Genomic DNA, 21,175 nt, shown 5'->3' with positions numbered 1-21,175 from the left:
CCTGTGGGCTGCGTCCAGAGCAGCGTTGGCATGTCATGAGGCCAAAGAGGGGGGATGCGTTGATCAACAGGCACGCGGCCGTCAGGTGTGGCCACCCTCGCCGTCGGTGTCGAGGCCGTAGTTGATCTTTCCGTCGGCCGTCCACCTGCCCACTGGAGCCCCCCGTTCGCGTTCGAGCGGTCGATTCGAACGTGAGTGCCTATATTACGTAAGGGTCATGACAATGACAAACGCCTTGTTGGCCTGTTCGGCGGTCACCGGGGATCTGCGCAACCCTTGCGTGCCGGTGTGAGTCGGTTCCATTGAACCGGCGTGCTGATTGTCACGTCCGCAAAAGGCGGGATCGGCGGACCTTTGCCACATCTCCCGGTGTTAGCTTTCTGAGTTGACCTGAGCGGCGAACCTGTGTGGCGTATGGGCACACATGAACGAAGCGGAGCGGATCGGACCAATGGGACGAGCGGAAGACAGACGAGCGCGACAGCGCGGTGGCCGCCGCGCGGCGCCCACGCGCTCGTCCGGGGCAACGGCGACCGCGGCACTGCCGGAGGAGCCGGTCACGGTCGTCGGCGGCCGGGCCGCGGCGCGCAGGGCGGCTCAGGGCAGAGGCAAGGGCAAGAGCAACGGCAAGAACAAGGACGGCAAGAGCTTCATACGCCGGCTGTTCACCTGGAAGAAGATCGTCGGGGCGTTCTTCGCGATGTGCCTGCTCGGCATGGGCGCCTTCGTCGCGCTGTACCTGATGATCGACATCCCCAAGGGCAACGCCGACGCGACGCTGCAGAGCAACGTCTACAAATACAGCGACGGCAAGCTGCTGACCCGCGACGGTGAGCGCAACCGCGAGATCGTGGACCTGGCGAAGGTGCCGAAGCCGGTCCAGCGGACCTTCGTCGCCGCAGAGAACAAGACGTTCTACAAGGACAACGGCGTCGACCTCAAGGGCACCGCCCGCGGTCTGCTCAACACGCTCTCCGGCAAGGGCGCCCAGGGTGGTTCGACCATCACCCAGCAGTACGTCAAGAACTTCTACCTGACGCAGAACCAGACCGTCACGCGCAAGCTGAAGGAACTGGTCATCTCCCTGAAGCTGGACCGGACGAAGTCCAAGGACTACATCCTCGCCGGCTACATCAACACCAGCTACTACGGCCGTGGCGCCTACGGCATCCAGGCCGCGGCCCAGGCCTACTACCGCGTCGACGCCGAGGACCTCTCGGTCGAGAAGGGCGCCTATCTCGCCGCGCTGCTGCAGGCGCCGAACCAGTACGACTGGGCGATCGCGACCGACACCGGCAAGAAGCTCGTGCAGGCCCGCTGGAACTACGTCCTCGACAACATGGTCGAGGAGGGCTGGCTGGACAAGACCAAGCGCGACGACATGAAGTTCCCGACGCCCGAGGCGCCCAAGGCGGCGCCCGGCATGGGCGGCCAGACCGGCTACCTGGTGGACGCGGCCAACAACCAGCTCGCCAAGCAGCTGGTCACCCAGGGCACCGCCGACAACATCAACGACGCCGTGAACATGGTCAAGGCCGGCGGCTGGACCATCACGCTCAACATCGACAAGAAGAAGCAGGCGGCGCTGGAGAAGGCCGCCAAGTCGCAGCTGACCAGCAAGCTCGACCCGAAGAAGCGCTCGGTCGACGCGGACGTCCAGGCCGGTGCCGTCTCCGTGAACCCGAAGACGGGCGCGGTCGTGGCGATGTACGGCGGCCAGGACTACTACAAGCACTTCCGCAACAACGCGACCCGCACGGACTACCAGCCCGCCTCGACGTTCAAGCCGGTCATCCTCGCCGCCGCCCTGGACGAGGACGCCCAGACGCAGAGCGACAAGCCGATCACCGCGAACACGGTCTACGACGGCACCAGCAAGCGCCAGGTCGTGGACGACGGCTCCAAGGTCGGCTTCGCTCCGGAGAACGAGGACGACCAGAACTACGGCAACATCACCGTCCAGACGGCGATGAACAAGTCCGTCAACTCCGTCTTCGCGCAGATGGGCGTGGACGTGGGCATGGACAAGGTGCTGAAGGTCGCGAGCCAGCTCGGCATGGACACCGCGGACCTGAAGGCCGTACCCGCGCAGACCCTCGGCACGATGGGCGCGAGCCCGCTGCAGATGGCCGGTGTGTACGCGACCCTCGACAACCACGGCAAGAAGGTCACCCCGACCATCATCAAGTCCGTGGAGAACAGCAGGCATTCGGTCACCCTGCCGAACCCGATCGGCGAACAGGTCGTCAGCCGCGAGGCCGCCGACTCGGTCACCTCGGTGCTGACCGGCGTGGTCGACGACGGTACGGCCAAGGTGTCGGTGCGGGACAACGCCAACCGCGACGGCCGGAAGGTGGCCGGCAAGACGGGTACGTCCGACGAGAACCGCTCGGCCTGGTTCACGGGCTACACGCCCGACCTGGTCACCTCGGTGGGCCTGTTCGGTGAGTCCAAGAAGAGCGGCGCCCAGGTCTCGATGTACAAGGCGGGCGGGCTGCCCCGTGTCAACGGTGGTGGCTTCCCGGCGCAGATCTGGGCGGCGTACACCTTCGGCGTCTCCGAGACGGGCCTGAAGTTCGACCTGGACACCACGCAGGGCGCGGCGGTCCAGCCGACGTACACGCCGACGCCGTCGCAGACCCCGTCCCGGACGCCGTCGCAGACTCCGACGAGCGAGGCGCCGACGTCGCCGACCCCGACGAAGACGCCGACGCAGACCCCGACCCAGACACCCACGCAGACGCCGACCCAGACGCCGACGACTCCGTCGACGTCGACTCCGACGGACGGCACCGATCCGGTGGACCCGCTGAACCCGAACGGTCAGCAGTAGCTACCGACCACAAGAAGGGGCGCCCGGCGAAGACCGGGCGCCCCTTCTTCGTCGTGCCGTGACCGTCAGATCTGTGCGGGGGTCTTGCTGAGCTCGAACCAGACCACCTTGCCGGTGCTGAGCCGGGTCGCGCCCCACCGTCGGGCCAGCCTGTTCACCAGGTAGAGCCCGCGTCCGCCCTCGTCGGTGGCCCGGGCCTGCCTGAGCCGCGGCAACTGCGGTACGTCGTCGCCGACTTCGCACCGCAGTACGTCGGTCCGCAGCAGCCGCAGCGTGACCGGCCGGGAGGCGTACCGCACGGCGTTCGTCACGACCTCGCTCACGAGGAGCTCCACGGAGTCGCTGAGCTCCTCCAGGCCCCACCGGGACAGCGCCCGCCGGGCGAGCCGCCGGGCGCGGCCGGGTGCCGCGTCCTCGGGCTCCAGGAACCAGTACGCCACGTCGCTCGGCGCGATGCCGTCGAAGCGGGCGGCGAGCAGCGCGATGTCGTCGTCCCGGTCGCCCGGGCCGAGCATGTCGAGCACCTCATCGCACAGGGCCTCGAGCGGCGGCGGATGGTCGGGTCCGGTCAGCTGAGCGGTCGCGGCGAGCTTCTCGCGCAGCTGCTCTATGCCGGTCCACACGTCCCTGAGGCGCGACTCCACGAGCCCGTCGGTGTACAGCAGCAGGGTCGCTCCCGCAGGGGCGTCCAGCTCCACGGCCTCGAAGTCGACGCCGCCCACACCGATCGGCGCCCCCGGCGGCACCCGCAGCACCTCGGCGCGGCCGCCCAGGTGCAGCAGGACCGGCGGCGGATGGCCGGCGTTGGCGATGGTGATGCGGTGCGAGACGGGGTCGTAGACCGCGTAGAGGCAGGTCGCCATGCGGTCGGTGCCCAGCCGCTGGGCCTGTTCGTCGAGGTGGTGCAGGACCTCCTGCGGGGGCAGGTCGAGCCCGGCGAGGGTCTGCGCGGTCGTGCGCAGCTGGCCCATGATGGCCGCGCTGGTCATGGAGTGGCCCATGACGTCGCCCACCACCAGCGCGACGCGGCTGCCCGGCAGCGGGATGGCGTCGTACCAGTCGCCGCCCACGCGTGCCGTCTCGGCGGCCGGGAGGTAGCGGGAGGCCAGCCGTACGCCCGTGGGGCGCGGGAGGGTCTCGGGCAGCATGGTGCGCTGCAGCTCGTCGGCGATGTACGCCTCGCGGCCGTACAGCACCGCCTTGTCGATGCCGAGCGCGCTGTGTGTGGCGAGCTGGGCGGCGACCAGGAGGTCGTCGGGCTCGAAGGCGAGGCGCTCCGGCCGGCGCAGGAACAGCGCGGCGCCGATCACGCGGCGCCGGCCGCGCAGCGGGGCGAGGATCGCGCGCTGACCGCCGGGTACGACCAACTCTCCACCCTCGCCCAGAAGTTCGGGCAGGGCGGCATGGGCGGCGGGCGCGTCGGTGAAGACCGGCCGCACTCCGCGCAGCACCTCGGCGAGCGCGCTGCCGGGCCGCACCTCGCACATCTCGGCGCCCAGCGCGTCGAGCCCCGAGATCTCCGCGGGCTCCGGCTGCAGTGCGGGCGAGAAGCCGCCCTCGGTGTCCCGCTCGGCCGGGATCCGGTCGGTGCGGCGCAGGCGCAGCAGCAGCGGGCCGGTGGGCCGCTCGTCGCCGACGGGCAGCGGGTCGCGCAGATAGACGAGGATCGCGTCCGAGAAGGTCGGCACGGTGGCCCGGCACAGGCCCATGACGATCTCGTCGAGGTCGATGCCGCGGGCGATCCGGCGCGTGGCGGCGCCCACGAACCGCAGCCGGTCCCCGTCGCGCCGCATCGGCGTGGGCTGGCCGGGCTGCACTCCCTGTCCCTTGCGGCGTTCCTGGCTCCCGGACCCCTGCGGGCCGTTCTGCTCGGTGCCGGGCTGGGCCGGGATGCTCTCGGGCACGGGCCGAGGGCGGTGCGTGTCTGGTTCCACGGCCGCGGGCTGTGAGTGCTCGGGGCCGCTGGTGTCGGAGGGGGGCGAGGCCGGTTCCTTTCCCTTGCCGCACGGCTTGGCCGTGCCCGGCGTCGACGGCGTCTCTCCCGTGCGCGCCTGTGCGGGTAAGGCGGCCGAGGGCGCGGGCGTCTGGGTGTGCAGGAGCGCCCCGCGGGGGTCCGCGGGGTCGGCGCCCGGCTGTGGGCGCTCGAAGGACATGGGGTGCTCCGTCACGCGCGTCGAATCCGTCCGTCCGGGGCTGCACGCCGTGCGTACAGTTCGTCCCGCCGAAATCCCGATACCCGGAATAGGTGCCCCCGGAACGGGATTCCCGCGTGGTCAGAGGCTGTTCCTGTGCCATCGGCGAACCGTCTGCGGTCAGGGCAGGCCCTACCGGTGTTGCCCTTGTACCCCTCGCTCACGTCCTGCCGCCCCTCGGTGACGATCGGTCAAGCCCAGCGCATGCTCCGGGAGTTGCCGTTGCGCTCCCTTGCGGAGGACGATCCTACGGTTGTGGACCGGGGGCGCATCAAGGGTCTCATGTGGACATGTGCGCGGGCGTACGGTCCCAGTCCTCCGGCAAAGACGGTACAGCCCAGGACGGATCCGGGCGCCAGTGCTGCCAGCCCTCGCTGAAGGGCGGGCCCCAGGCGCGGATCACCTCCACTGCGTCCCGCCCCGCCTGCCGTACCCGTTCGGCGACTTGATCGTCCATCAGTCCGTCCCGTCGGGCCTGTGCGAACTCGTCCTCGTCACGCCAGTGCCAACTGCGGTCCGGGTGCACGGAGATGTCGAGAAAGTGGTCCTCGGAGTCGACCCCGCCACCCCAACGCTCAAGCGGCGTCTCGAGATTCACGTACCAGTTCTTGAACTGCCAGCCCGGCTCCCAGAACAGCCACACGGACCAGGGCTCACCGGGCCGGGCCAGCTTCAGCACGCCCGTGCCGAACCACCGGTCGCGCTGTACGGTCCGGGGCTTGGTGTAGCGCGATCCCAGGGGTTCCAGGTGCACGGGCGTACCGTCGGCGAGCACCGGCTTCACGCACTCGGTGCCGGGCGCCATCCAGACGGCGAGCAGTTCGGCGTCGTCGCGGACGACGGTGACGGGGCGCGCGATGTGGAAGCGCTCGCCGGCGTTCTCCCGGTATCGCCACAGGACCTGTGTCCCGGGGGCCCAGAAGCCCGTCGCCGAACCCGTGTCCACTTCCGCTCTCACCGCTCCACCCTCTGCCATGAACAGATATTAGGTGCCACAGGCATACGACGCTGCGGCGCGCGTCACGGTTCTCGCCGGGGCGACGATTGGTTACGGATGCGTCATACGCAGGACATCCAGGGCCTCGTCGAGCTGCTCTTCCGTGAGGTCACCGCGCTCCACGTACCCGCTCTCCAGGACGACTTCGCGGATCGTCCGCCGCTCCGCGAGGGCCTTCTTGGCGACCTTGGCGGCCTCCTCGTACCCGATGTACTTGTTGAGCGGCGTGACGACGGACGGCGAGGACTCGGCGTACTCGCGCGCCCGCTCCCGGTTGGCGGTGATTCCGTCGACGGTGCGGTCGGCGAGCAGCCGGGAGACGTTGGCGAGCAGCCGTACGGACTCCAGCACGTTCCTGGCGATGACCGGCAGCATCACGTTGAGCTCGAAGTTGCCGGCGGCCCCGGCGGCGGCGACGGTGGCGTCATTGCCGGTGACCTGGGCGGCGACCATGAGCACGGCCTCGGGGATCACGGGGTTGACCTTGCCGGGCATGATCGACGAACCGGGCTGCAGATCGGGCAGGTTGATCTCGGCGAGCCCGGTCCGCGGCCCGGAGGCCATCCACCGCAGATCGTTCGCGATCTTCGTGAGTCCTACGGCGACGGTGCGCAGCTGCCCGCTGGTCTCGACGATCCCGTCCCGGGCGCCCTGCGCCTCGAAGTGGTTGCGGGCCTCGGTGAGCGGCAGCCCCGTGACGCGGGCGACCTCCTCGATGACGGCGGCGGAGAAGCCGGGCGGGGTGTTGATGCCGGTGCCGACGGCGGTGCCGCCGAGTGGCAGCTCGGCGAGGCGGGGGAGGGAGGCGTGCAGCCGCTCCACGCCGTAGCGGATCTGGGCCGCGTATCCGCCGAACTCCTGGCCGAGGGTCACGGGCGTGGCGTCCATCAGATGCGTCCGCCCCGACTTCACCACGTCCCCGAACTCCTCGGCCTTGCGCTCGAGGGAGCCGGCGAGGTGCTCCAGTGCGGGGATCAGATCACGGGTGACGGCGGCGGTGGCGGCGATGTGGATGGAGGAGGGGAAGACGTCGTTGGAGGACTGTGAGGCGTTCACATGGTCGTTGGGGTGTACGTCCCTGCCGAGCCGCTCGGTGGCGAGCGTGGCGATGACCTCGTTGGTGTTCATGTTGGACGAGGTCCCGGACCCGGTCTGGAAGACGTCGATGGGGAAGTGCTCGTCCCACCGCCCCTCGGCGACCTCACCGGCCGCCTCCTGGATCGCCTCCGCGATGTCCTTGTCGAGCACCCCGAGCCGCGCGTTCACCTTCGCCGCCGCGCCCTTGATCCTGGCGAGGGCCTCGATGTGGGCGCGCTCGATGCGCTGCCCGGAGATGGGGAAGTTCTCGACGGCACGCTGCGTCTGGGCCCGCCACTTGGCGTCCGCCGGGACCCGTACCTCGCCCATGGAGTCGTGCTCGATGCGGTATTCGCTCATGTCCGTATAGCGATCGGGGAGGTGGGGATGTTCCGGACTCCCGGCCACCCGGGGGCATGACCGGATCTCACCGTGGCAGCGCGGTGCAGGCGGGCTTTCCGGCCACCTCGGCGCACGCCTGTGCCCCGCGCGGGTCCGGCGCGGCCAGCATCGGGCTGCTGTACCCGTCCGACCGGTGACCCGGGTACTGAGCGGACAGTTCGTCCTGGCCCGACCTGATCGAGATCTCCCGCGGGCCGCCCGCGTGGGTGCGCAGTTCGGACCAGACCGTGGCGCAGGACGGGGAGAAGCGCAGCAGTACGGCCTCGGCGCCTTCGGTGACGCTGCTTTCGGTACGGGCGTCCCGGTCGCAGGTCTCGGAGGTGGGGAGTTCCCCCTGGCAGTCGCCGCCGTGGCAGGAGGCGGCCGTTCTGGTCGCCGCGGCGTGGTCGGGGTCCAGTACGTCCGCGGCGCCGGCGGTGACGGCCACGGTGGCGGCCATGGCGGCGAGGGCGACGACGGCGCGACTCGGCCGGCGCAGGCGGCGGGGCCGCCGTACGACCGCGGGCGGGGCCGGCGGCCGCTTCATGGTGGCCGCCGCGTCGGCCTGCGCCCGGGCGGCGGAGTCCCACAGGGCGAGCAGCGGGCCGGGATCGGCGTTCGCGAGCCGGGCCAGCGCCACGACCGCCGCCCGGGGCGGGAACTGGTCGCCGTTCAGATAGCGGTGCCAGGTCGACTTGCTGAACGGGGTGACGGTGGCCAGTGCCGCCAGGCTCAGCCCCGTCCGTTGCTTGAGGGTACGCAGCCGCTCCGTCAGGAGCCGCCCCTCGTCCTGCGACGCGTCGGGCAGCCGCTGCCTCTTGACCGTCACGTGGCTCTCCATCTCGCTCCCTCGCCGTGCCGGAGTGACCGCCTGATGTGTTCCCGGTGACGGTGCCCGCTCATACCGCGATCACCGGAATATGAAGGGGAGTTGACCTGCGATTACGCCACCCGGGGGACGGCCGGTCGACCGGGTGGCACCTCCCGCCGGGAGGTGCCACGGATCATGAGTGGTGCGGTCGAGTGGCCGTCAGCACCAGCGGACGGTGCTGAGGTTGCGCACGTAGCGGGCGGAGACATAGCCCTTGTGGTGGGGGAGCCGGTACCAGCGGTGGTTGCCGCGGACGACGGAGCCCCGCACCTTGCAGGTGACGGCCACCCGGGCGCCGGCCGGCCGCGAGCCGACGACGCGGTACCCGGTGCCCGGACCGGACCGGACGTTCAGCCGCAGGTGGCGGGTGGTGACGTCGCCCCAGGTGTGCGTCGTGACGAGGTGCCGGACGCCGTGGAGGTGCCCGATCCGGCGCTGGTAGCCGGTGCGGGCGACCGAGTGCCGCCGGGTGTGCTTCGTCAGGTGGTGGCACGCGGTGTGGTGGGCGTGGTGCTTCGGGGCCTTCGGCCGGGCGGGCAGCACGGACGGCGTGGCTACCGGCTGCCACCCCGGCACGGAGATCTGCGGGGGAGTGGAGTTCCAGGCGTGGGCGGGCGCGGCCGGCCCGGCGGAGGCGACGGCCGCCACCGGGAAGACGGCGACGACCGCGAACGCGGCGACGAGACCACCGCGCAGTGTGCGTCGAATCATGGGTTGTCCCTCCGAGATGACCTGCGGATCACGGGCTGTGATCCAGTCAGCACGGAGCGTTTCCGGCGAACTTCGCAAAGATGCCGTCCCACCCGTTCCTGGGACGAAGTGGGACGGCATCCAGGAGTCGGCCGACGTCGTACGGCGATGTCGTACGGCGTCCCGGGACGCTAGGCCAGTCCGGGCCCCCGTACCGGAATGGTCGTGAACGTCGGCGCGGGCGCCGGGTCCTGGAAGAAGTCGTTGCCCTTGTCGTCGACCACGATGAACGCCGGGAAGTCCTCGACCTCGATCTTCCAGACCGCCTCCATGCCGAGCTCCTCGTACTCGACGACCTCGACCTTCTTGATGCAGTCCTGGGCGAGGCGCGCGGCCGGGCCGCCGATGGAGCCGAGGTAGAAGCCGCCGTGCGCGTCGCAGGCGTCCGTGACCTGCTTGCTGCGGTTGCCCTTGGCGAGCATGACCTTGGAGCCGCCGGCCGCCTGGAACTGCTCGACGTAGCTGTCCATACGGCCGGCCGTGGTCGGGCCGAAGGAGCCGGACGCGTAGCCCTCCGGCGTCTTCGCCGGGCCCGCGTAGTACACCGGGTGGTCCTTCAGGTACTGCGGCATCTCCTCGCCCGCGTCAAGGCGCTCCTTGATCTTGGCGTGCGCGATGTCACGGGCCACGACGAGGGGGCCGGTGAGCGAAAGCCGGGTCTTCACCGGGTACTTGGTCAGCTCGGCGAGGATCGACTCCATCGGCTGGTTCAGGTCGATCTTGACGACGTCGGAGGACTCGTCGAGGTGCTCGTCGGTCGTCTCCGGCAGGAAGCGCGCCGGGTCGGTCTCCAGCTGCTCCAGGAAGACGCCCTCGGCGGTGATCTTCGCGACGGCCTGACGGTCGGCCGAGCAGGAGACGGCGATGGCGACCGGGCAGGAGGCGCCGTGCCGCGGCAGCCGCACCACGCGCACGTCGTGGCAGAAGTACTTGCCGCCGAACTGCGCCCCGATCCCGATCTTCTGCGTCAGCTCGAAGACCTTCTCCTCCAGCTCCTTGTCCCGGAAGCCGTGGCCCAGCTCGGAGCCCTCGGCCGGGATCTCGTCCAGGTAGTGCGCGGAGGCGTACTTGGCGGTCTTCAGCGCGTACTCGGCGGACGTACCGCCCACCACGATCGCCAGGTGGTACGGCGGGCAGGCGGCCGTACCCAGCGAACGGATCTTCTCCTCCAGGAACTTCATCATGGAGGCCTCGTTCAGAACGGCCTTCGTCTCCTGGTACAGGAACGACTTGTTGGCCGAGCCGCCGCCCTTCGCCATGAACAGGAACTTGTACGCGCCGCCGTCGGTGGCGTACAGCTCGATCTGCGCGGGGAGGTTGGACCCGGTGTTCTTCTCGTCCCACATGGTCAGCGGGGCCATCTGCGAGTACCGCAGATTGAGGTTCAGGTAGGCGTCGTAGATGCCACGGCTGAGGGCCGCCTCGTCGCCGCCCTCGGTGAGCACGTTCTGCCCGCGCTTGCCCATGACGATCGCCGTGCCGGTGTCCTGGCACATGGGGAGCACACCGGCGGCCGCGATGTTGGCGTTCTTCAGCAGGTCCAGGGCCACGAACTTGTCGTTGCTGGAGGCCTCGGGGTCGTCGATGATCCGCCGCAGCTGGGCCAGGTGCGCGGGCCGCAGGTAGTGCTGGATGTCGTGGATGGCCTCCTCGGCGAGCTTGCGCAGCGCCTCCGGCTCCACCTTGAGGAACGTCCGCCCGTCGGCCTCGAAGGTGGAGACACCTTCGGAGGTCACCAGCCGGTAGGGGGTGGTGTCCTCTCCCATGGGGAGCAGATCGGTGTACGCGAACTCAGGCATCGCAGCCCATTCCTCACTCGACAGACGGCCGCCCGCCGACACTGGCGGGCGCCCACCAGCGTAGAACCTGCCGCTGACAGCGGGCTTGTGAGGTTGTCCTCAGTTGGTTCCCGGTTTGGGGTAGTCGCGATCTATCGCGTTTGGGTACGCTGCTGTCGTGGACCTTCAGAAGCACACCGAACCCGCACCCGCGGCGCCCGAGCTGCGGGCCTCGGACGCCGACCGCGACCGCATCGCCGACATCCTGCGCGACGCCCTCGCCGAGGGCCGCCTGACCGCCGACGAGCACGCCGAGCGGGTCGAGGGCGTGCTCGCCGCCAAGACGGTCGGCGAGCTGGAGGTCTTCATACGGGACCTGCCCGCGGCCCACCGGCACCGCGCGGCCCCCGCCTTCGCCGCGGCCCCCAACCGCCCCACCCTGGGCGCGATCCCGGCCGACCCGGACGACAACGTTGTGGCGGTCTTCAGCAGCGCGGTCCGCAAGGGCCGCTGGCGCGCCGGGCGCCGTATCCATGCGTATGCGATCTTCGGCAGCGTGGACATAGACCTCAGCGAGGCGCTCTTCGAGTACCAGCAGGTCGTGATCAAGACGATCTCGGTCTTCGGCAACGTCGAGATCCGCGTCCCGGAGAACATCTCGCTGCGCGGCACCGGCGGCGGAGTCCTGGGCAACTTCGAGGTGGCGCCCCTGGATTCGACCGATCCGGACGCCCCCGTCGTCTACATCGACGGCTGGGCCGTGCTGGGCAACGTCGAGGCGCGGCCGAAGCGGGGCAAGCTCGTGGCGGACATTCTCGATCGGGTGCAGCACAAGGTCGACAGGAGTTTGCGCAAACACCTGGATCGTTGACGGTTGTGAATTCGGTGGCGCCCGAAGGGAATTGGTCCACCTGCGGGCGGGGCCGGCAGGCGCTCGGGACCACCCGAAGTCCAGCGGTTCGGAACTCAGTGCATAGGCGCGCGTACAGCGGGTAGGCCTTGCTGCATCGTCTCTCGCTCGCGAAGCCGTCGTCAGGAGTAGACCGTGCTGCAACCGCCGCATTCGTCCCTGCAGGTAGCTGCCGTTCCGGCCCAGCGGGTGCCAGTGCGGGACAGGGACCAAGACGCTCCATGGCACACCGAGGCGGTGTGCCGGCGCGACGAGGCCGGCCTGTTCTTCGCCCCCTCCAAGGAACCCACCGCCGCCCGGCTCTCCCGCGAGGAGGCGGCCAAGCGCGTCTGTGCCCGCTGCCCGGTCATGGTCGAATGCCGCGAGCACGCGCTCCTGCAACCCGAGCCCTACGGCGTCTGGGGCGGCCTCACCGCAGCAGAACGCCGAGTGGTCCTGGCCCGTCGCCGCCGCCGCGAAATGGAGCTGAAGAAGGCGACCCGCGCACAGGGCCGCATAGCGGCAGCGGGCTAGCCCGTCGACTGCGCATGAAAGGGGCGCCCCCTACCGCACCAGGGGGCGCCCCTTCGACGCTGGGCAACCGCGGTCACCGCCAGGGGTGCGGGGCTGTATCAGTTTGCGGCTCCGCCGCGTGGGCGCGACAAGCCACAGATCACCCGCACCCGCCCAGCAGCCCGCAGCCCCGGGCTATTTGGCGCGATCGAAGTCGATCGCACTGTAAGCACGCAGCTTGCTGAGCCGGTGCTCCGAGTCGATCCGTCGCACCGTCCCCGACTTCGACCGCATCACGATCGAGTCGGTCGTCGCCGAATCCGACCGGTACCGAACACCCCGCAGCAACTCACCGTCGGTGATCCCTGTGGCGACGAAGAAGACGTTCTCGCCCGACACCAGGTCGTCGGTCCCCAGCACCCGATCCAGATCGTGCCCGGCATCGATCGCCCGAGCCCGCTCCTCGTCGTCCTTGGGCCACAACTTCCCCTGGATCGTGCCTCCGAGACACTTCACCGCACAGGCCGAGATGATCCCCTCCGGCGTACCGCCGATGCCGAGCAGCATGTCGACGCCGGTACCTTCGCGCAGCGCGTAGATGGAACCCGCCACGTCACCGTCGGAGATCAGCTTGATCCGCGCCCCGGCCTCCCGGATCTCCTTGATGATCCCCTCGTGCCGAGGCCGGTCGAGGATCACCACGGTCACGTCCTCCGGCGTCGAACGCTTCGCCTTGGCGACGCGCCGGATGTTCACCGACACGGGCGCGTCGATGTCGACGAAGTCCGCCGCCTCGGGCCCCGTGACCAGCTTGTCCATGTAGAAGACGGCGGACGGGTCGAACATCGACCCCCGGTCCGCAGCCGCCAGCACGGCAATGGCGTTCGGCATGCCCTTGGCCGTGAGGGTGGTTCCGTCGATCGGATCGACGGCGATGTCGCACTCGGGCCCGGTCCCGTCGCCGACCCGCTCCCCGTTGAAGAGCATCGGCGCCTCGTCCTTCTCGCCCTCGCCGATGACGACCACGCCGTTCATCGACACGGTGTGGACGAGGGTCCGCATGGCGCGCACCGCGGCACCGTCGGCGCCGTTCTTGTCGCCCCGCCCGACCCAGCGGCCGGCCGCCATCGCGGCTGCTTCGGTCACCCGGACGAGTTCAAGGGCGAGGTTGCGGTCGGGGGCTTCGCTGGGGACTTCGAGTTCGGACGGCAAGTGATGATGCTCGGTCATCGAGGCGCACCTTTCTGATACGACGACGGCCGGATGAGGGTTCGATCCTCGACTCTATCGTCAGTCCGACAAAATGAGCAGGGGACCCCACGGATGAGCGGACCGGGCACCTGCGACGATAGGGGACGTGGCAGGTTCGAACGGCAGGCAGAAAACGGTCCGGGACATGATCCTCTCCCTGGGCCTGATCGGGATCGCGGCGGCGGTCATCTACGTCTTCATTCCGCACGACGACTCGGCTCCCGACATCCCGCGGGTCGACTACCGTGTCGAGCTGCTCACGGCGCGCCGCGCCGCGGACTACCCGGTGGCCGCCCCCGAGGGCCTGTCCAAGAGCTGGAAGGCGACCTCGGTCCGCTTCCGGGGTGACGACTTCGATTCCTGGCATCTGGGCTTCCACACCCCCGACGACCAGTACGTGCAGGTCGAGCAGTCGACTCAGAAGGCGTCGACGTTCATCGACGAGGCCAGCCAGGGTGCGAAGGCGACGAAGACCACCCAGGAGATTGCCGGCCGGACCTGGACGCACTACACCGGCGGCCGCTACGACGCCCTGGTCCTCCCCGGCAGGAGCTCGACGACGGTGGTCGCGGGCACGGGCTCGTTCAAGCAGCTGACGGAGATGGCGCAGGCGCTGAAGATGTCCTGACCGCCCCGGACACGAAGAGGCCCCCGGCGTATGTGCCGGGGGCCTGTGTCATGCGGGGCTCGCTGTCCCGCGGGGGTCGCTCAGACCGTTGTCACGACCTGCTCGTACTCCAGGCGCGGCGAGCGCGGGAACCAGGCGTCCTCGCCCGGCTTGCCGATGTTGACCACCATCAGCGGGGTGTGGTCGCCGTCCAGGAACTCCTTCTGGACGCCCGCGAAGTCGACACCGGTCATCGGGCCGGCGGCCAGGCCGGCGGCACGGACGCCGACGATGAAGTACGCGGCCTGCAGGGCGGCGTTCAGCGCGGCGGCACCCTCGCGGGCCGGGCGCTCGGAGAAGAAGACGTCCTTGGCGGCCGGGAAGTGCGGGAAGAGGGCCGGCAGCTCCTCGTGGAACTCGTTGTCCGCGGAGAGGATCGCGACCAGCGGGGCCGTCGCCGTCTTCGGCTGGTTGCCCTCGGCCATGTGCTGCACGAGGCGCTCGCGGGCCTCGGCGGAGCGGACCAGGGTGATGCGCAGCGGCGACTGGTTGAAGGCGGTCGGGCCGTACTTGACCAGGTCGTAGATCGCCTGCACCTGCTCGTCGGTCACCGGCTCGTCGGTGAAGGTGTTCGCGGTGCGGGCCTCGCGGAACAGCAGGTCCTGGGCGGCGGGGTCAAGAACGAGGGACATATCGGCCTTCTCGGGAGATGAGCGGTAGGTGGTACCGACACTAAACCAGAGAAGTTCAACCTTCAACAAAAACCGGAGCGTGGTGATCCGACTCACAGCGCACGCGGCTGGTTACTCCCCGTCCGCCCCGTCCTCGGCCTCTTCCTCCTCGGCGAGGGCCGCGTCCAGCCGGGCCCGGGCGCCGTCCAGCCAGCGCCGGCACACCTTGGCCAGCTCCTCGCCGCGCTCCCAGAGCGCGAGGGACTCCTCCAGCGTCGTACCGCCCGCCTCCAGCCGCCGTACGACCTCGATCAGCTCGTCCCGCGCCTGCTCGTAGCCGAGCGCCTCATCCACCTTGCTGGTCATTCGCCCACCCTATGCATCGGCTCGGCATCCACTCGTACGGAGAACTCGCCCTCGGAGACCCGCGCCCGCAGCGGCTCGTCCGCCGTGACCTCGCCCGGGTCGCGCACGACGTGCCCGCCGGCCTTCTGCAGCACGGCGTACCCGCGCTTCAGGGTGGCGGCGGGGGAGAGGGCCACCACGCGCGCGTGCGTGTGCGTCAGCTCCGAGTCGGCGCGGTCGAGGAGGTGCCCGACGGTGCGCCGCGATCGCTCGACCAGCGAGGCCACATGGTCGGCCCGCTCGTCGATCATCCGGTGCGGGTCCTCTATCGAGGGCCGGGCGAGCGCATGGGCGAGCCCGCGCTCCTCCCGCTCGACGAGCGCCTCGACGCACCTGCGCGCGCGGTGGCGCAGCTGCTGGACGCGCTCGTACTCCTCCCCGACGTCCGGTACGACCTTCTTGGCGGCGTCCGTCGGGGTCGAGGCCCGCAGGTCGGCGACGTAGTCGAGGAGGGGGGTGTCGGGCTCGTGCCCGATGGCGGAGACGACCGGCGTGCGGCACGCGGCGACGGCGCGCACGAGCTGCTCGTCGGAGAACGGCAGCAGATCCTCCACGCTGCCGCCCCCGCGCGCGACGATGATCACGTCCACGTCGCCGAGCTCGTCGAGCTCCTTCACGGCCTGCACGACCTGCGGGACGGCGTGCACGCCCTGGACGGCGACGTTGCGCACCTCGAAGCGGACGGCGGGCCAGCGGTGCCGGGCGTTCTCCAGGACATCCCGCTCGGCGGCGGAGGCACGGCCGCACACAAGCCCCACGAGCTGCGGCAGGAAGGGCAGCGGCTTCTTCCGCTCCGGCGCGAACAGCCCCTCCGCGGCGAGAGCCTTCTTCAACTGCTCGAGCCGGGCGAGCAGTTCACCGACTCCCACGGGCCTTATCTCGGCGGCCCGCAGCGAGAGCTGCCCGCGCGGTGCATACCACTCGGGCTTCGCGAGTACGACGACCCGCGCGCCCTCGGTCACGACGTCGGCGACCGCGTCGAACACCTGGCGATAACAGGTGACGCTGACGGAGATGTCGTACGAGGGATCCCGCAGCGTCAGAAACACCACGCCGGCGCCGGGCCGCCGCGACAGCTGGGTGATCTGCCCCTCGACCCACACGGCCCCGAGCCGGTCGATCCACCCCCCGATGAGCCGCGAGACCTCACCGACGGGCAGCGGGGTCTCGGCGGACGTGTTCAAAGCCATGCCGCGAGAGTAACGGCCGGGTACGACAACGCCGCCGAGCCGTGAGCCGCCGTGACACGCCGACGGACGCCGGCGGGTGCGGACAGGCGTGGACGGCCGCCACGGGGCGACGGAAAGCAGCCGTGCCTCATGTGCTGTGTCCCTGCCCACCCCTCCCGCTCCGCCGGCCGGTCTCCCCGAGGGCGCGATCTTCGACCCCGGGGGCGCGGCCTTACGATGGATCGCATGACTGCTTCGCCTGGCCGCCGTGTCCTGCTCGCCGCCCCCCGGGGCTACTGCGCGGGTGTGGACCGCGCCGTGATCGCCGTCGAGAAAGCCCTGGAGCAGTACGGGGCTCCGATCTATGTCCGGCACGAGATCGTGCACAACAAGTACGTCGTGCAGACCCTGGAGAAGAAGGGCGCCATCTTCGTCGAGCGCACGGAGGAGGTCCCCGAGGGGAACATCGTGATGTTCTCCGCGCACGGCGTGGCCCCCGTCGTCCACGAGGAGGCCGCGCGCGGCAAGCTGGCCACCATCGACGCCACCTGCCCGCTCGTCACCAAGGTCCACAAGGAAGCCGTCCGCTTCGCGGGCGAGGACTACGACATCCTCCTGATCGGGCACGAGGGCCACGAGGAGGTCATCGGCACCTCCGGCGAGGCCCCCGACCACATCACGCTCGTCGACGGGCCGGAAGACGTCGCCAAGGTCGAGGTCCGCGACGAGTCGAAGGTCGTCTGGCTCTCCCAGACCACGCTCTCCGTCGACGAGACCATGGAGACCGTCGACGCCCTGAAGGAGAAGTTCCCGCAGCTCATCTCCCCGCCGAGCGACGACATCTGCTACGCCACGCAGAACCGCCAGCTCGCCGTGAAGCAGATGGGCGCCGAGGCCGAGCTCGTCATCGTGGTCGGCTCGCGCAACTCCTCCAACTCCAAGCGGCTCGTCGAGGTCGCCAAGCTCGCCGGCTCCCGCGAGGCCTACCTCGTGGACTTCGCCGACGAGATCGACGAGGCCTGGCTGGAGGGCGTGACGACGGTGGGTGTCACCTCCGGTGCCTCCGTTCCGGAGGTCCTGGTCGAGCAGGTCCTGGAGCGGCTCGCGCAGCACGGCTTCGAGGACGTCGAGATCGTCAAGGCGGCCGAGGAGTCGATCACGTTCTCGCTGCCCAAGGAGCTGCGCCGCGACCTGCGCGACGAGGCTGCGGCGCTGATCGCCGAGCGTACGGGCACCTCGGCCGAGTGACTGTCAGTCGTACGTCGTAACGTAGAGCCATGCAGATCTTCGGTGTGGACATCGGCGGGTCCGGGATCAAGGGCGCCCCTGTGGACCTCGACAGGGGCGACCTCGCGGAGGAGCGCTTCAAGGTGCTCACCCCGCACCCGGCGACGCCCGACGGCGTGGCCGACGGCGTGAAGCAGGTGATCGACCACTTCGGCTGGACGGGCCCGGTCGGACTCACCTTCCCGGGCGTGGTCACCGACGGGTCCCACATCCGTACGGCGGCCAACGTCGACAAGAGCTGGATCGACACGGACGCGCGCGCGTTGTTCAGCGAGCGCCTCGGCGACCTGCCGGTGACGGTGGTCAACGACGCGGACGCGGCGGGCGTCGCCGAGATGCACTTCGGCGCCGGCAAGGACCGCCGGGGCACGGTCATCCTGCTGACCTTCGGCACCGGCATCGGCAGCGCCGTGTTCGTCGACGGCGTCCTCGTGCCCAACACCGAGCTGGGCCACCTGGAGCTGCACGGGCACGACGCGGAGAAGCGCGCCTCCAGCAAGGCCAAGGAGGACGGCGAGCTGAACTGGGAGCACTGGGCGCACCGCGTCCAGAAGTACCTGGAGCATGTCGAGATGCTGTTCTCCCCCGACCTCTTCATCATCGGCGGCGGCGTCAGCCGCAAGTCCCAGAAGTTCCTGCACCTCATCGAGGGCGTCAAGGCGGAGCTCGTCCCGGCGCAGCTGCAGAACAACGCGGGCATCGTGGGCGCGGCGATGCGGGCGGTGGAGAAGGGCTAGGAAGCGGGCGGGCGGCGGCGGGCCACGCGCTGGCGCATCAGGGCGACCTTCCGGGCGGTCGCGGTCACACCGGCGACCAGCGTTCCGCCGTACAGCCACCCGGCCTGCGTGGCCAGCGCCGTCACCAGGCCCATCATGCGGCCCAGCAGTCCGCCGCCGCTGTCGGCTACGGGGAGCAGGCCCGCCGTGAAGGCGATGGGGACGACGACAGGAGCGGTCACCAGATCGCTGCCCCGCACCCACACCGCCGTGAGCAGGCACACCGGCAGGAACAGCACGCCGTACAGCGTCAGAGACGCCCCGAACAGCAGCTGGTCGAGGCAGCCCAGGGCGAACATCGCGGTCCCGCAGAACAGGCCGCCGCCCAGCCCGGTCAGCCGCGGGTTGGGCAGTCGGCGCAGGGCCTGGAGCAGGGGCGGGCCGGGCTGTCGTGGAGGCGTGGGACGGGCGGGCGGACGGCGTCCGGCAGGCCGCGCACCACCGCTGCCGCCGCGCGCCGCCTGTGGGGGCAGCGGAGCTGTGCCGCGTCGCGGTCCGTTGTGCGGGGGTCGCGCCCTGTGTTGCTCCACTGGACCAACTTAGGTCGGTTAATGTGCCGAATCGCCCGTCTGACACGCCGACGGGCAGACCTTGGCCATGTGTTCGACGGGGCGCCGGGGCGGGGACCGGCACGCCGTAGACTGGTGGATCGGCCCGCCCGCGCACCGAAGAAGGACCGGGCCCACCGCCCCAGCCCCCTGAAGTCCTCTCACGTACGGGAAGTCGCAACGTGTCGCTCACGATCGGAATCGTCGGTCTGCCGAATGTCGGCAAGTCGACCCTGTTCAACGCCCTGACCAAGAACGACGTGCTCGCGGCCAACTACCCGTTCGCCACGATCGAGCCGAACGTCGGCGTTGTGGGCGTCCCGGACGCGCGTCTGACGAAACTGGCCGAAATCTTCTCCTCGCAGCGCATCCTCCCGGCGACGGTGGACTTCGTCGACATCGCGGGCATCGTGCGCGGCGCCTCCGAGGGCGAGGGCCTGGGCAACAAGTTCCTCGCGAACATCCGTGAGTCCGACGCGATCTGCCAGGTCATCCGCGCCTTCAAGGACGAGAACGTCGTGCACGTCGACGGCAAGGTCTCGCCGAAGGACGACATCGAGACGATCAACACCGAGCTGATCCTCGCCGACATCCAGACCATCGAGAAGGTCCTGCCGCGTCTCCAGAAGGAGTCGCGCATCAAGAAGGACATCGCGCCCAAGGTCAAGGCCGTCGAGGAGGCCAAGGAGATCCTGGACAAGGGCGACACCCTCTTCTCGCAGGGCATCGTCCAGGGCAGCGAGCGCGCCGAGCTCCTCCACGACCTGCACCTGCTGACGACGAAGCCCTTCCTCTACGTCTTCAACGTCGACGAGGACGAGCTGGTCGACGACGACTTCAAGAACGAGCAGCGCGCCCTGGTCGCCCCCGCCGAGGCGATCTTCCTCAACGCCAAGCTCGAGGCGGACCTCGCCGAGCTCGACGAGGAGGACGCCCTGGAGCTCCTGGAGTCGGTCGGCGCCGAGGAGCCCGGCCTCGCCACCCTCGCCCGCGTCGGCTTCAACACCCTCGGCCTGCAGACGTACCTCACGGCCGGCCCGAAGGAATCCCGCGCCTGGACCATCAAGAAGGGCGCCACCGCCCCCGAGGCCGCCGGTGTCATCCACACCGACTTCCAGAAGGGCTTCATCAAGGCGGAGGTCATCTCCTTCCACGACCTGGTGGAGACCGGCTCGGTGGCCGAGGCCCGCGCGAAGGGGAAGGCGCGGATGGAGGGCAAGGAGTATGTGATGCAGGACGGGGACGTGGTGGAGTTCCGCTTCAACGTCTAGCGCGCCTGGCGGCCCTGCGCGCCTCGCGCAGGACCCTCAGCGTGCCCGACAGGGGAGGGCTCGCGGAGCCGTGCAGCAGTGCTGCTCCGCGTGCCAGTGCCGCGTCGGCGGTCAGCAGCTCGATCTCGACGAAGGCGTTCAGCAGTACCCGGCCGGGGGCCGGGGCCCCGGCGGACAGGTCGCGGGCCGCCTCCAGGGCGGTCCGGGCCGCCGTGATCTCGTGTTCCACCAACGGGCGCAGACCCGGCGGGTCCTGCCCCGGAGTGAGGTCGGCCGCCGTGACCGAGAAACGCGCCAGCGTGCCGGCCGGAATGCCCGGCCACCCTTCCGCGGTGTCCTCGGCGAGATCGTTGACGAAGTCCAGCCGCTGGCTGCCGTCGATGAGCGTCCGGCACATCGCCCGGTACCGGCCGTCGTCGTCCTCCTCCGGACCCAGCAGTACGGCGAGCAGCATGAAGCCGGGCAGTGAGTAGGCGTCGATGTAGGCCTGGTAGTCGGCCTCGGAGTCGAAGCCGGTGAACTCCAACTCGGCGGCGGCGGTGGACAGATACTCCTCCACCGCCTGCCGGAGCCGTGGATACGCGGCGACGGTGTGCAGCAACGCGCGGATCAGCGGGTCGTCGGCCACCCCCGTCTCCAGTGCCTTGCGCAGCTGCCGCTCCCAGGACGCCCACGCCGCGATCCGCTGCGGCTTCGGGCCGGTGTCCAGCAGGTTGTCCCCGTGGTGCATCACGGCCGTCGCGGCCACCACGTGCGGCAGCACCGACGGCGGCAGCAGCAGACGGGCCGCCAGGTAGGAACTGCGACGGAACCGCGCCACCAGCCGCCGCCCGTTGCTGTAGTCCCTGCGCAGTTCCGGTTCCCGGATCCCGGCCGCGTTCAGGCTCCGCCTCCACGTGTTCACCTTTG

19 protein-coding genes are annotated in these 21,175 nt (G+C 70.0%); 7 read left to right on the top strand and 12 right to left on the bottom strand.

Features of this window, described 5'->3' with window-relative positions; translation table 11 throughout:
• The first annotated feature begins 451 nt into the window (after positions 1-451).
• Positions 452-2,833, top strand: coding sequence for a transglycosylase domain-containing protein (locus tag ABZ880_RS23045; RefSeq protein WP_361265997.1), 2,382 nt, complete (start codon positions 452-454; stop codon positions 2,831-2,833).
• 65 nt (positions 2,834-2,898) lie between these two features.
• Here ABZ880_RS23045 and ABZ880_RS23040 read toward each other — a convergent pair whose 3' ends face one another.
• From ABZ880_RS23040 to ABZ880_RS23015, 6 genes are all read right to left on the bottom strand, one after another.
• Complete coding sequence (locus ABZ880_RS23040) at positions 2,899-4,986, bottom strand: SpoIIE family protein phosphatase (RefSeq protein ID WP_361265994.1); 2,088 nt, start codon at positions 4,984-4,986, stop codon at positions 2,899-2,901.
• 319 nt (positions 4,987-5,305) lie between these two features.
• On the bottom strand, positions 5,306-6,001 hold the full coding sequence (locus ABZ880_RS23035; RefSeq protein ID WP_361265991.1) for a DUF402 domain-containing protein: 696 nt from the start codon (positions 5,999-6,001) through the stop codon (positions 5,306-5,308).
• Between the two features lie 72 nt (positions 6,002-6,073).
• Positions 6,074-7,459, bottom strand: a complete 1,386-nt coding sequence (locus tag ABZ880_RS23030) for a class II fumarate hydratase (RefSeq protein WP_361265988.1) — start codon at positions 7,457-7,459, stop codon at positions 6,074-6,076.
• A gap of 67 nt (positions 7,460-7,526) precedes the next feature.
• On the bottom strand, positions 7,527-8,309 hold the full coding sequence (locus ABZ880_RS23025) for a DUF2690 domain-containing protein (RefSeq protein WP_361265985.1): 783 nt from the start codon (positions 8,307-8,309) through the stop codon (positions 7,527-7,529).
• Positions 8,310-8,510: 201 nt separating this feature from the next.
• Positions 8,511-9,062 carry an SH3 domain-containing protein gene (locus ABZ880_RS23020; protein WP_361265982.1) on the bottom strand — a complete coding sequence of 184 codons (552 nt, stop codon included), beginning with the start codon at positions 9,060-9,062 and terminating at the stop codon, positions 8,511-8,513.
• A gap of 170 nt (positions 9,063-9,232) precedes the next feature.
• Positions 9,233-10,900 (bottom strand): fumarate hydratase, encoded by a 1,668-nt coding sequence (locus ABZ880_RS23015; protein WP_361265979.1) that lies wholly within the window; start codon positions 10,898-10,900, stop codon positions 9,233-9,235.
• Between the two features lie 157 nt (positions 10,901-11,057).
• On the opposite strand from ABZ880_RS23015, the gene ABZ880_RS23010 reads away from it, so the two are divergent.
• On the top strand, positions 11,058-11,750 hold the full coding sequence (locus ABZ880_RS23010; RefSeq protein WP_361265976.1) for a DUF1707 domain-containing protein: 693 nt from the start codon (positions 11,058-11,060) through the stop codon (positions 11,748-11,750).
• Positions 11,751-11,924: 174 nt separating this feature from the next.
• Positions 11,925-12,302 (top strand): WhiB family transcriptional regulator, encoded by a 378-nt coding sequence (locus ABZ880_RS23005; protein WP_361265973.1) that lies wholly within the window; start codon positions 11,925-11,927, stop codon positions 12,300-12,302.
• A 174-nt stretch (positions 12,303-12,476) separates the two neighbouring features.
• Here ABZ880_RS23005 and glpX read toward each other — a convergent pair whose 3' ends face one another.
• Entirely contained in the window at positions 12,477-13,511 is a 1,035-nt protein-coding gene (glpX, locus tag ABZ880_RS23000) for a class II fructose-bisphosphatase (protein WP_361265970.1), read from the bottom strand.
• Between the two features lie 127 nt (positions 13,512-13,638).
• On the opposite strand from glpX, the gene ABZ880_RS22995 reads away from it, so the two are divergent.
• Entirely contained in the window at positions 13,639-14,160 is a 522-nt protein-coding gene (locus tag ABZ880_RS22995) for a DUF4245 domain-containing protein (RefSeq protein ID WP_361265967.1), read from the top strand.
• 80 nt (positions 14,161-14,240) lie between these two features.
• On the opposite strand, the gene ABZ880_RS22990 is transcribed toward ABZ880_RS22995, so the two are convergent.
• The 3 genes from ABZ880_RS22990 to xseA form a co-directional block, all read right to left on the bottom strand.
• Complete coding sequence (locus ABZ880_RS22990; RefSeq protein ID WP_361265964.1) at positions 14,241-14,831, bottom strand: malonic semialdehyde reductase; 591 nt, start codon at positions 14,829-14,831, stop codon at positions 14,241-14,243.
• A 111-nt stretch (positions 14,832-14,942) separates the two neighbouring features.
• A complete protein-coding gene (locus ABZ880_RS22985; RefSeq protein ID WP_361265962.1) occupies positions 14,943-15,176 on the bottom strand; it encodes an exodeoxyribonuclease VII small subunit in 234 nt (77 codons plus the stop codon).
• Positions 15,173-16,405, bottom strand: a complete 1,233-nt coding sequence (gene xseA / locus ABZ880_RS22980) for an exodeoxyribonuclease VII large subunit (protein WP_361265959.1) — start codon at positions 16,403-16,405, stop codon at positions 15,173-15,175. Before xseA ends, ABZ880_RS22985 begins: the two co-directional genes overlap by 4 nt.
• 216 nt (positions 16,406-16,621) lie before the next feature.
• Here xseA and ABZ880_RS22975 point away from each other — a divergent pair, with 216 nt between their 5' ends.
• Together ABZ880_RS22975 and ppgK are read left to right on the top strand one after the other, a co-directional pair.
• Positions 16,622-17,632 carry a 4-hydroxy-3-methylbut-2-enyl diphosphate reductase gene (locus tag ABZ880_RS22975; RefSeq protein ID WP_361265956.1) on the top strand — a complete coding sequence of 337 codons (1,011 nt, stop codon included), beginning with the start codon at positions 16,622-16,624 and terminating at the stop codon, positions 17,630-17,632.
• 29 nt (positions 17,633-17,661) lie between these two features.
• Positions 17,662-18,408: a polyphosphate--glucose phosphotransferase gene (gene ppgK, locus ABZ880_RS22970; RefSeq protein WP_361265953.1), complete on the top strand. Its 747-nt coding sequence runs from the start codon at positions 17,662-17,664 to the stop codon at positions 18,406-18,408.
• On the opposite strand, the gene ABZ880_RS22965 is transcribed toward ppgK, so the two are convergent.
• Positions 18,405-18,977 carry a DUF6542 domain-containing protein gene (locus tag ABZ880_RS22965; protein ID WP_361265950.1) on the bottom strand — a complete coding sequence of 191 codons (573 nt, stop codon included), beginning with the start codon at positions 18,975-18,977 and terminating at the stop codon, positions 18,405-18,407. The two genes, ppgK and ABZ880_RS22965, sit on opposite strands and share 4 nt — an antisense overlap.
• Positions 18,978-19,177: 200 nt before the next feature.
• On the opposite strand from ABZ880_RS22965, the gene ychF reads away from it, so the two are divergent.
• Entirely contained in the window at positions 19,178-20,266 is a 1,089-nt protein-coding gene (ychF, locus tag ABZ880_RS22960; RefSeq protein ID WP_361265947.1) for a redox-regulated ATPase YchF, read from the top strand.
• On the opposite strand, the gene ABZ880_RS22955 is transcribed toward ychF, so the two are convergent.
• The gene (locus ABZ880_RS22955) at positions 20,256-21,170 is read right to left on the bottom strand and encodes a squalene/phytoene synthase family protein (RefSeq protein WP_361265944.1); all 915 of its coding nucleotides are present in this window, start codon (positions 21,168-21,170) and stop codon (positions 20,256-20,258) included. The two genes, ychF and ABZ880_RS22955, sit on opposite strands and share 11 nt — an antisense overlap.
• Positions 21,171-21,175: the final 5 nt, after the last annotated feature.

It is taken from the genome of Streptomyces sp. NPDC047043, assembly GCF_040644055.1.
Taxonomy (GTDB): Bacteria; Actinomycetota; Actinomycetes; order Streptomycetales; family Streptomycetaceae; genus Streptomyces.
Note: the sequence above shows the minus strand (reverse complement) of the source record. Positions and strands in the feature narration are given on the sequence as shown.

Bases quoted from the DNA above. Each gene is read 5' to 3' on its own strand.
- ABZ880_RS23045 (WP_361265997.1), top strand. From the start codon at position 452: ATGGGACGAGCGGAAGACAGACGAGCGCGACAGCGCGGTGGCCGCCGC.
- ABZ880_RS23040 (WP_361265994.1), bottom strand. From the start codon at position 4,986: ATGTCCTTCGAGCGCCCACAGCCGGGCGCCGACCCCGCGGACCCCCGC.
- ABZ880_RS23035 (WP_361265991.1), bottom strand. From the start codon at position 6,001: ATGGCAGAGGGTGGAGCGGTGAGAGCGGAAGTGGACACGGGTTCGGCG.
- ABZ880_RS23030 (WP_361265988.1), bottom strand. From the start codon at position 7,459: ATGAGCGAATACCGCATCGAGCACGACTCCATGGGCGAGGTACGGGTC.
- ABZ880_RS23020 (WP_361265982.1), bottom strand. From the start codon at position 9,062: ATGATTCGACGCACACTGCGCGGTGGTCTCGTCGCCGCGTTCGCGGTC.
- ABZ880_RS23015 (WP_361265979.1), bottom strand. From the start codon at position 10,900: ATGCCTGAGTTCGCGTACACCGATCTGCTCCCCATGGGAGAGGACACC.
- glpX (WP_361265970.1), bottom strand. From the start codon at position 13,511: ATGACCGAGCATCATCACTTGCCGTCCGAACTCGAAGTCCCCAGCGAA.
- ABZ880_RS22990 (WP_361265964.1), bottom strand. From the start codon at position 14,831: ATGTCCCTCGTTCTTGACCCCGCCGCCCAGGACCTGCTGTTCCGCGAG.
- ABZ880_RS22985 (WP_361265962.1), bottom strand. From the start codon at position 15,176: ATGACCAGCAAGGTGGATGAGGCGCTCGGCTACGAGCAGGCGCGGGAC.
- xseA (WP_361265959.1), bottom strand. From the start codon at position 16,405: ATGGCTTTGAACACGTCCGCCGAGACCCCGCTGCCCGTCGGTGAGGTC.
- ABZ880_RS22975 (WP_361265956.1), top strand. From the start codon at position 16,622: ATGGATCGCATGACTGCTTCGCCTGGCCGCCGTGTCCTGCTCGCCGCC.
- ppgK (WP_361265953.1), top strand. From the start codon at position 17,662: ATGCAGATCTTCGGTGTGGACATCGGCGGGTCCGGGATCAAGGGCGCC.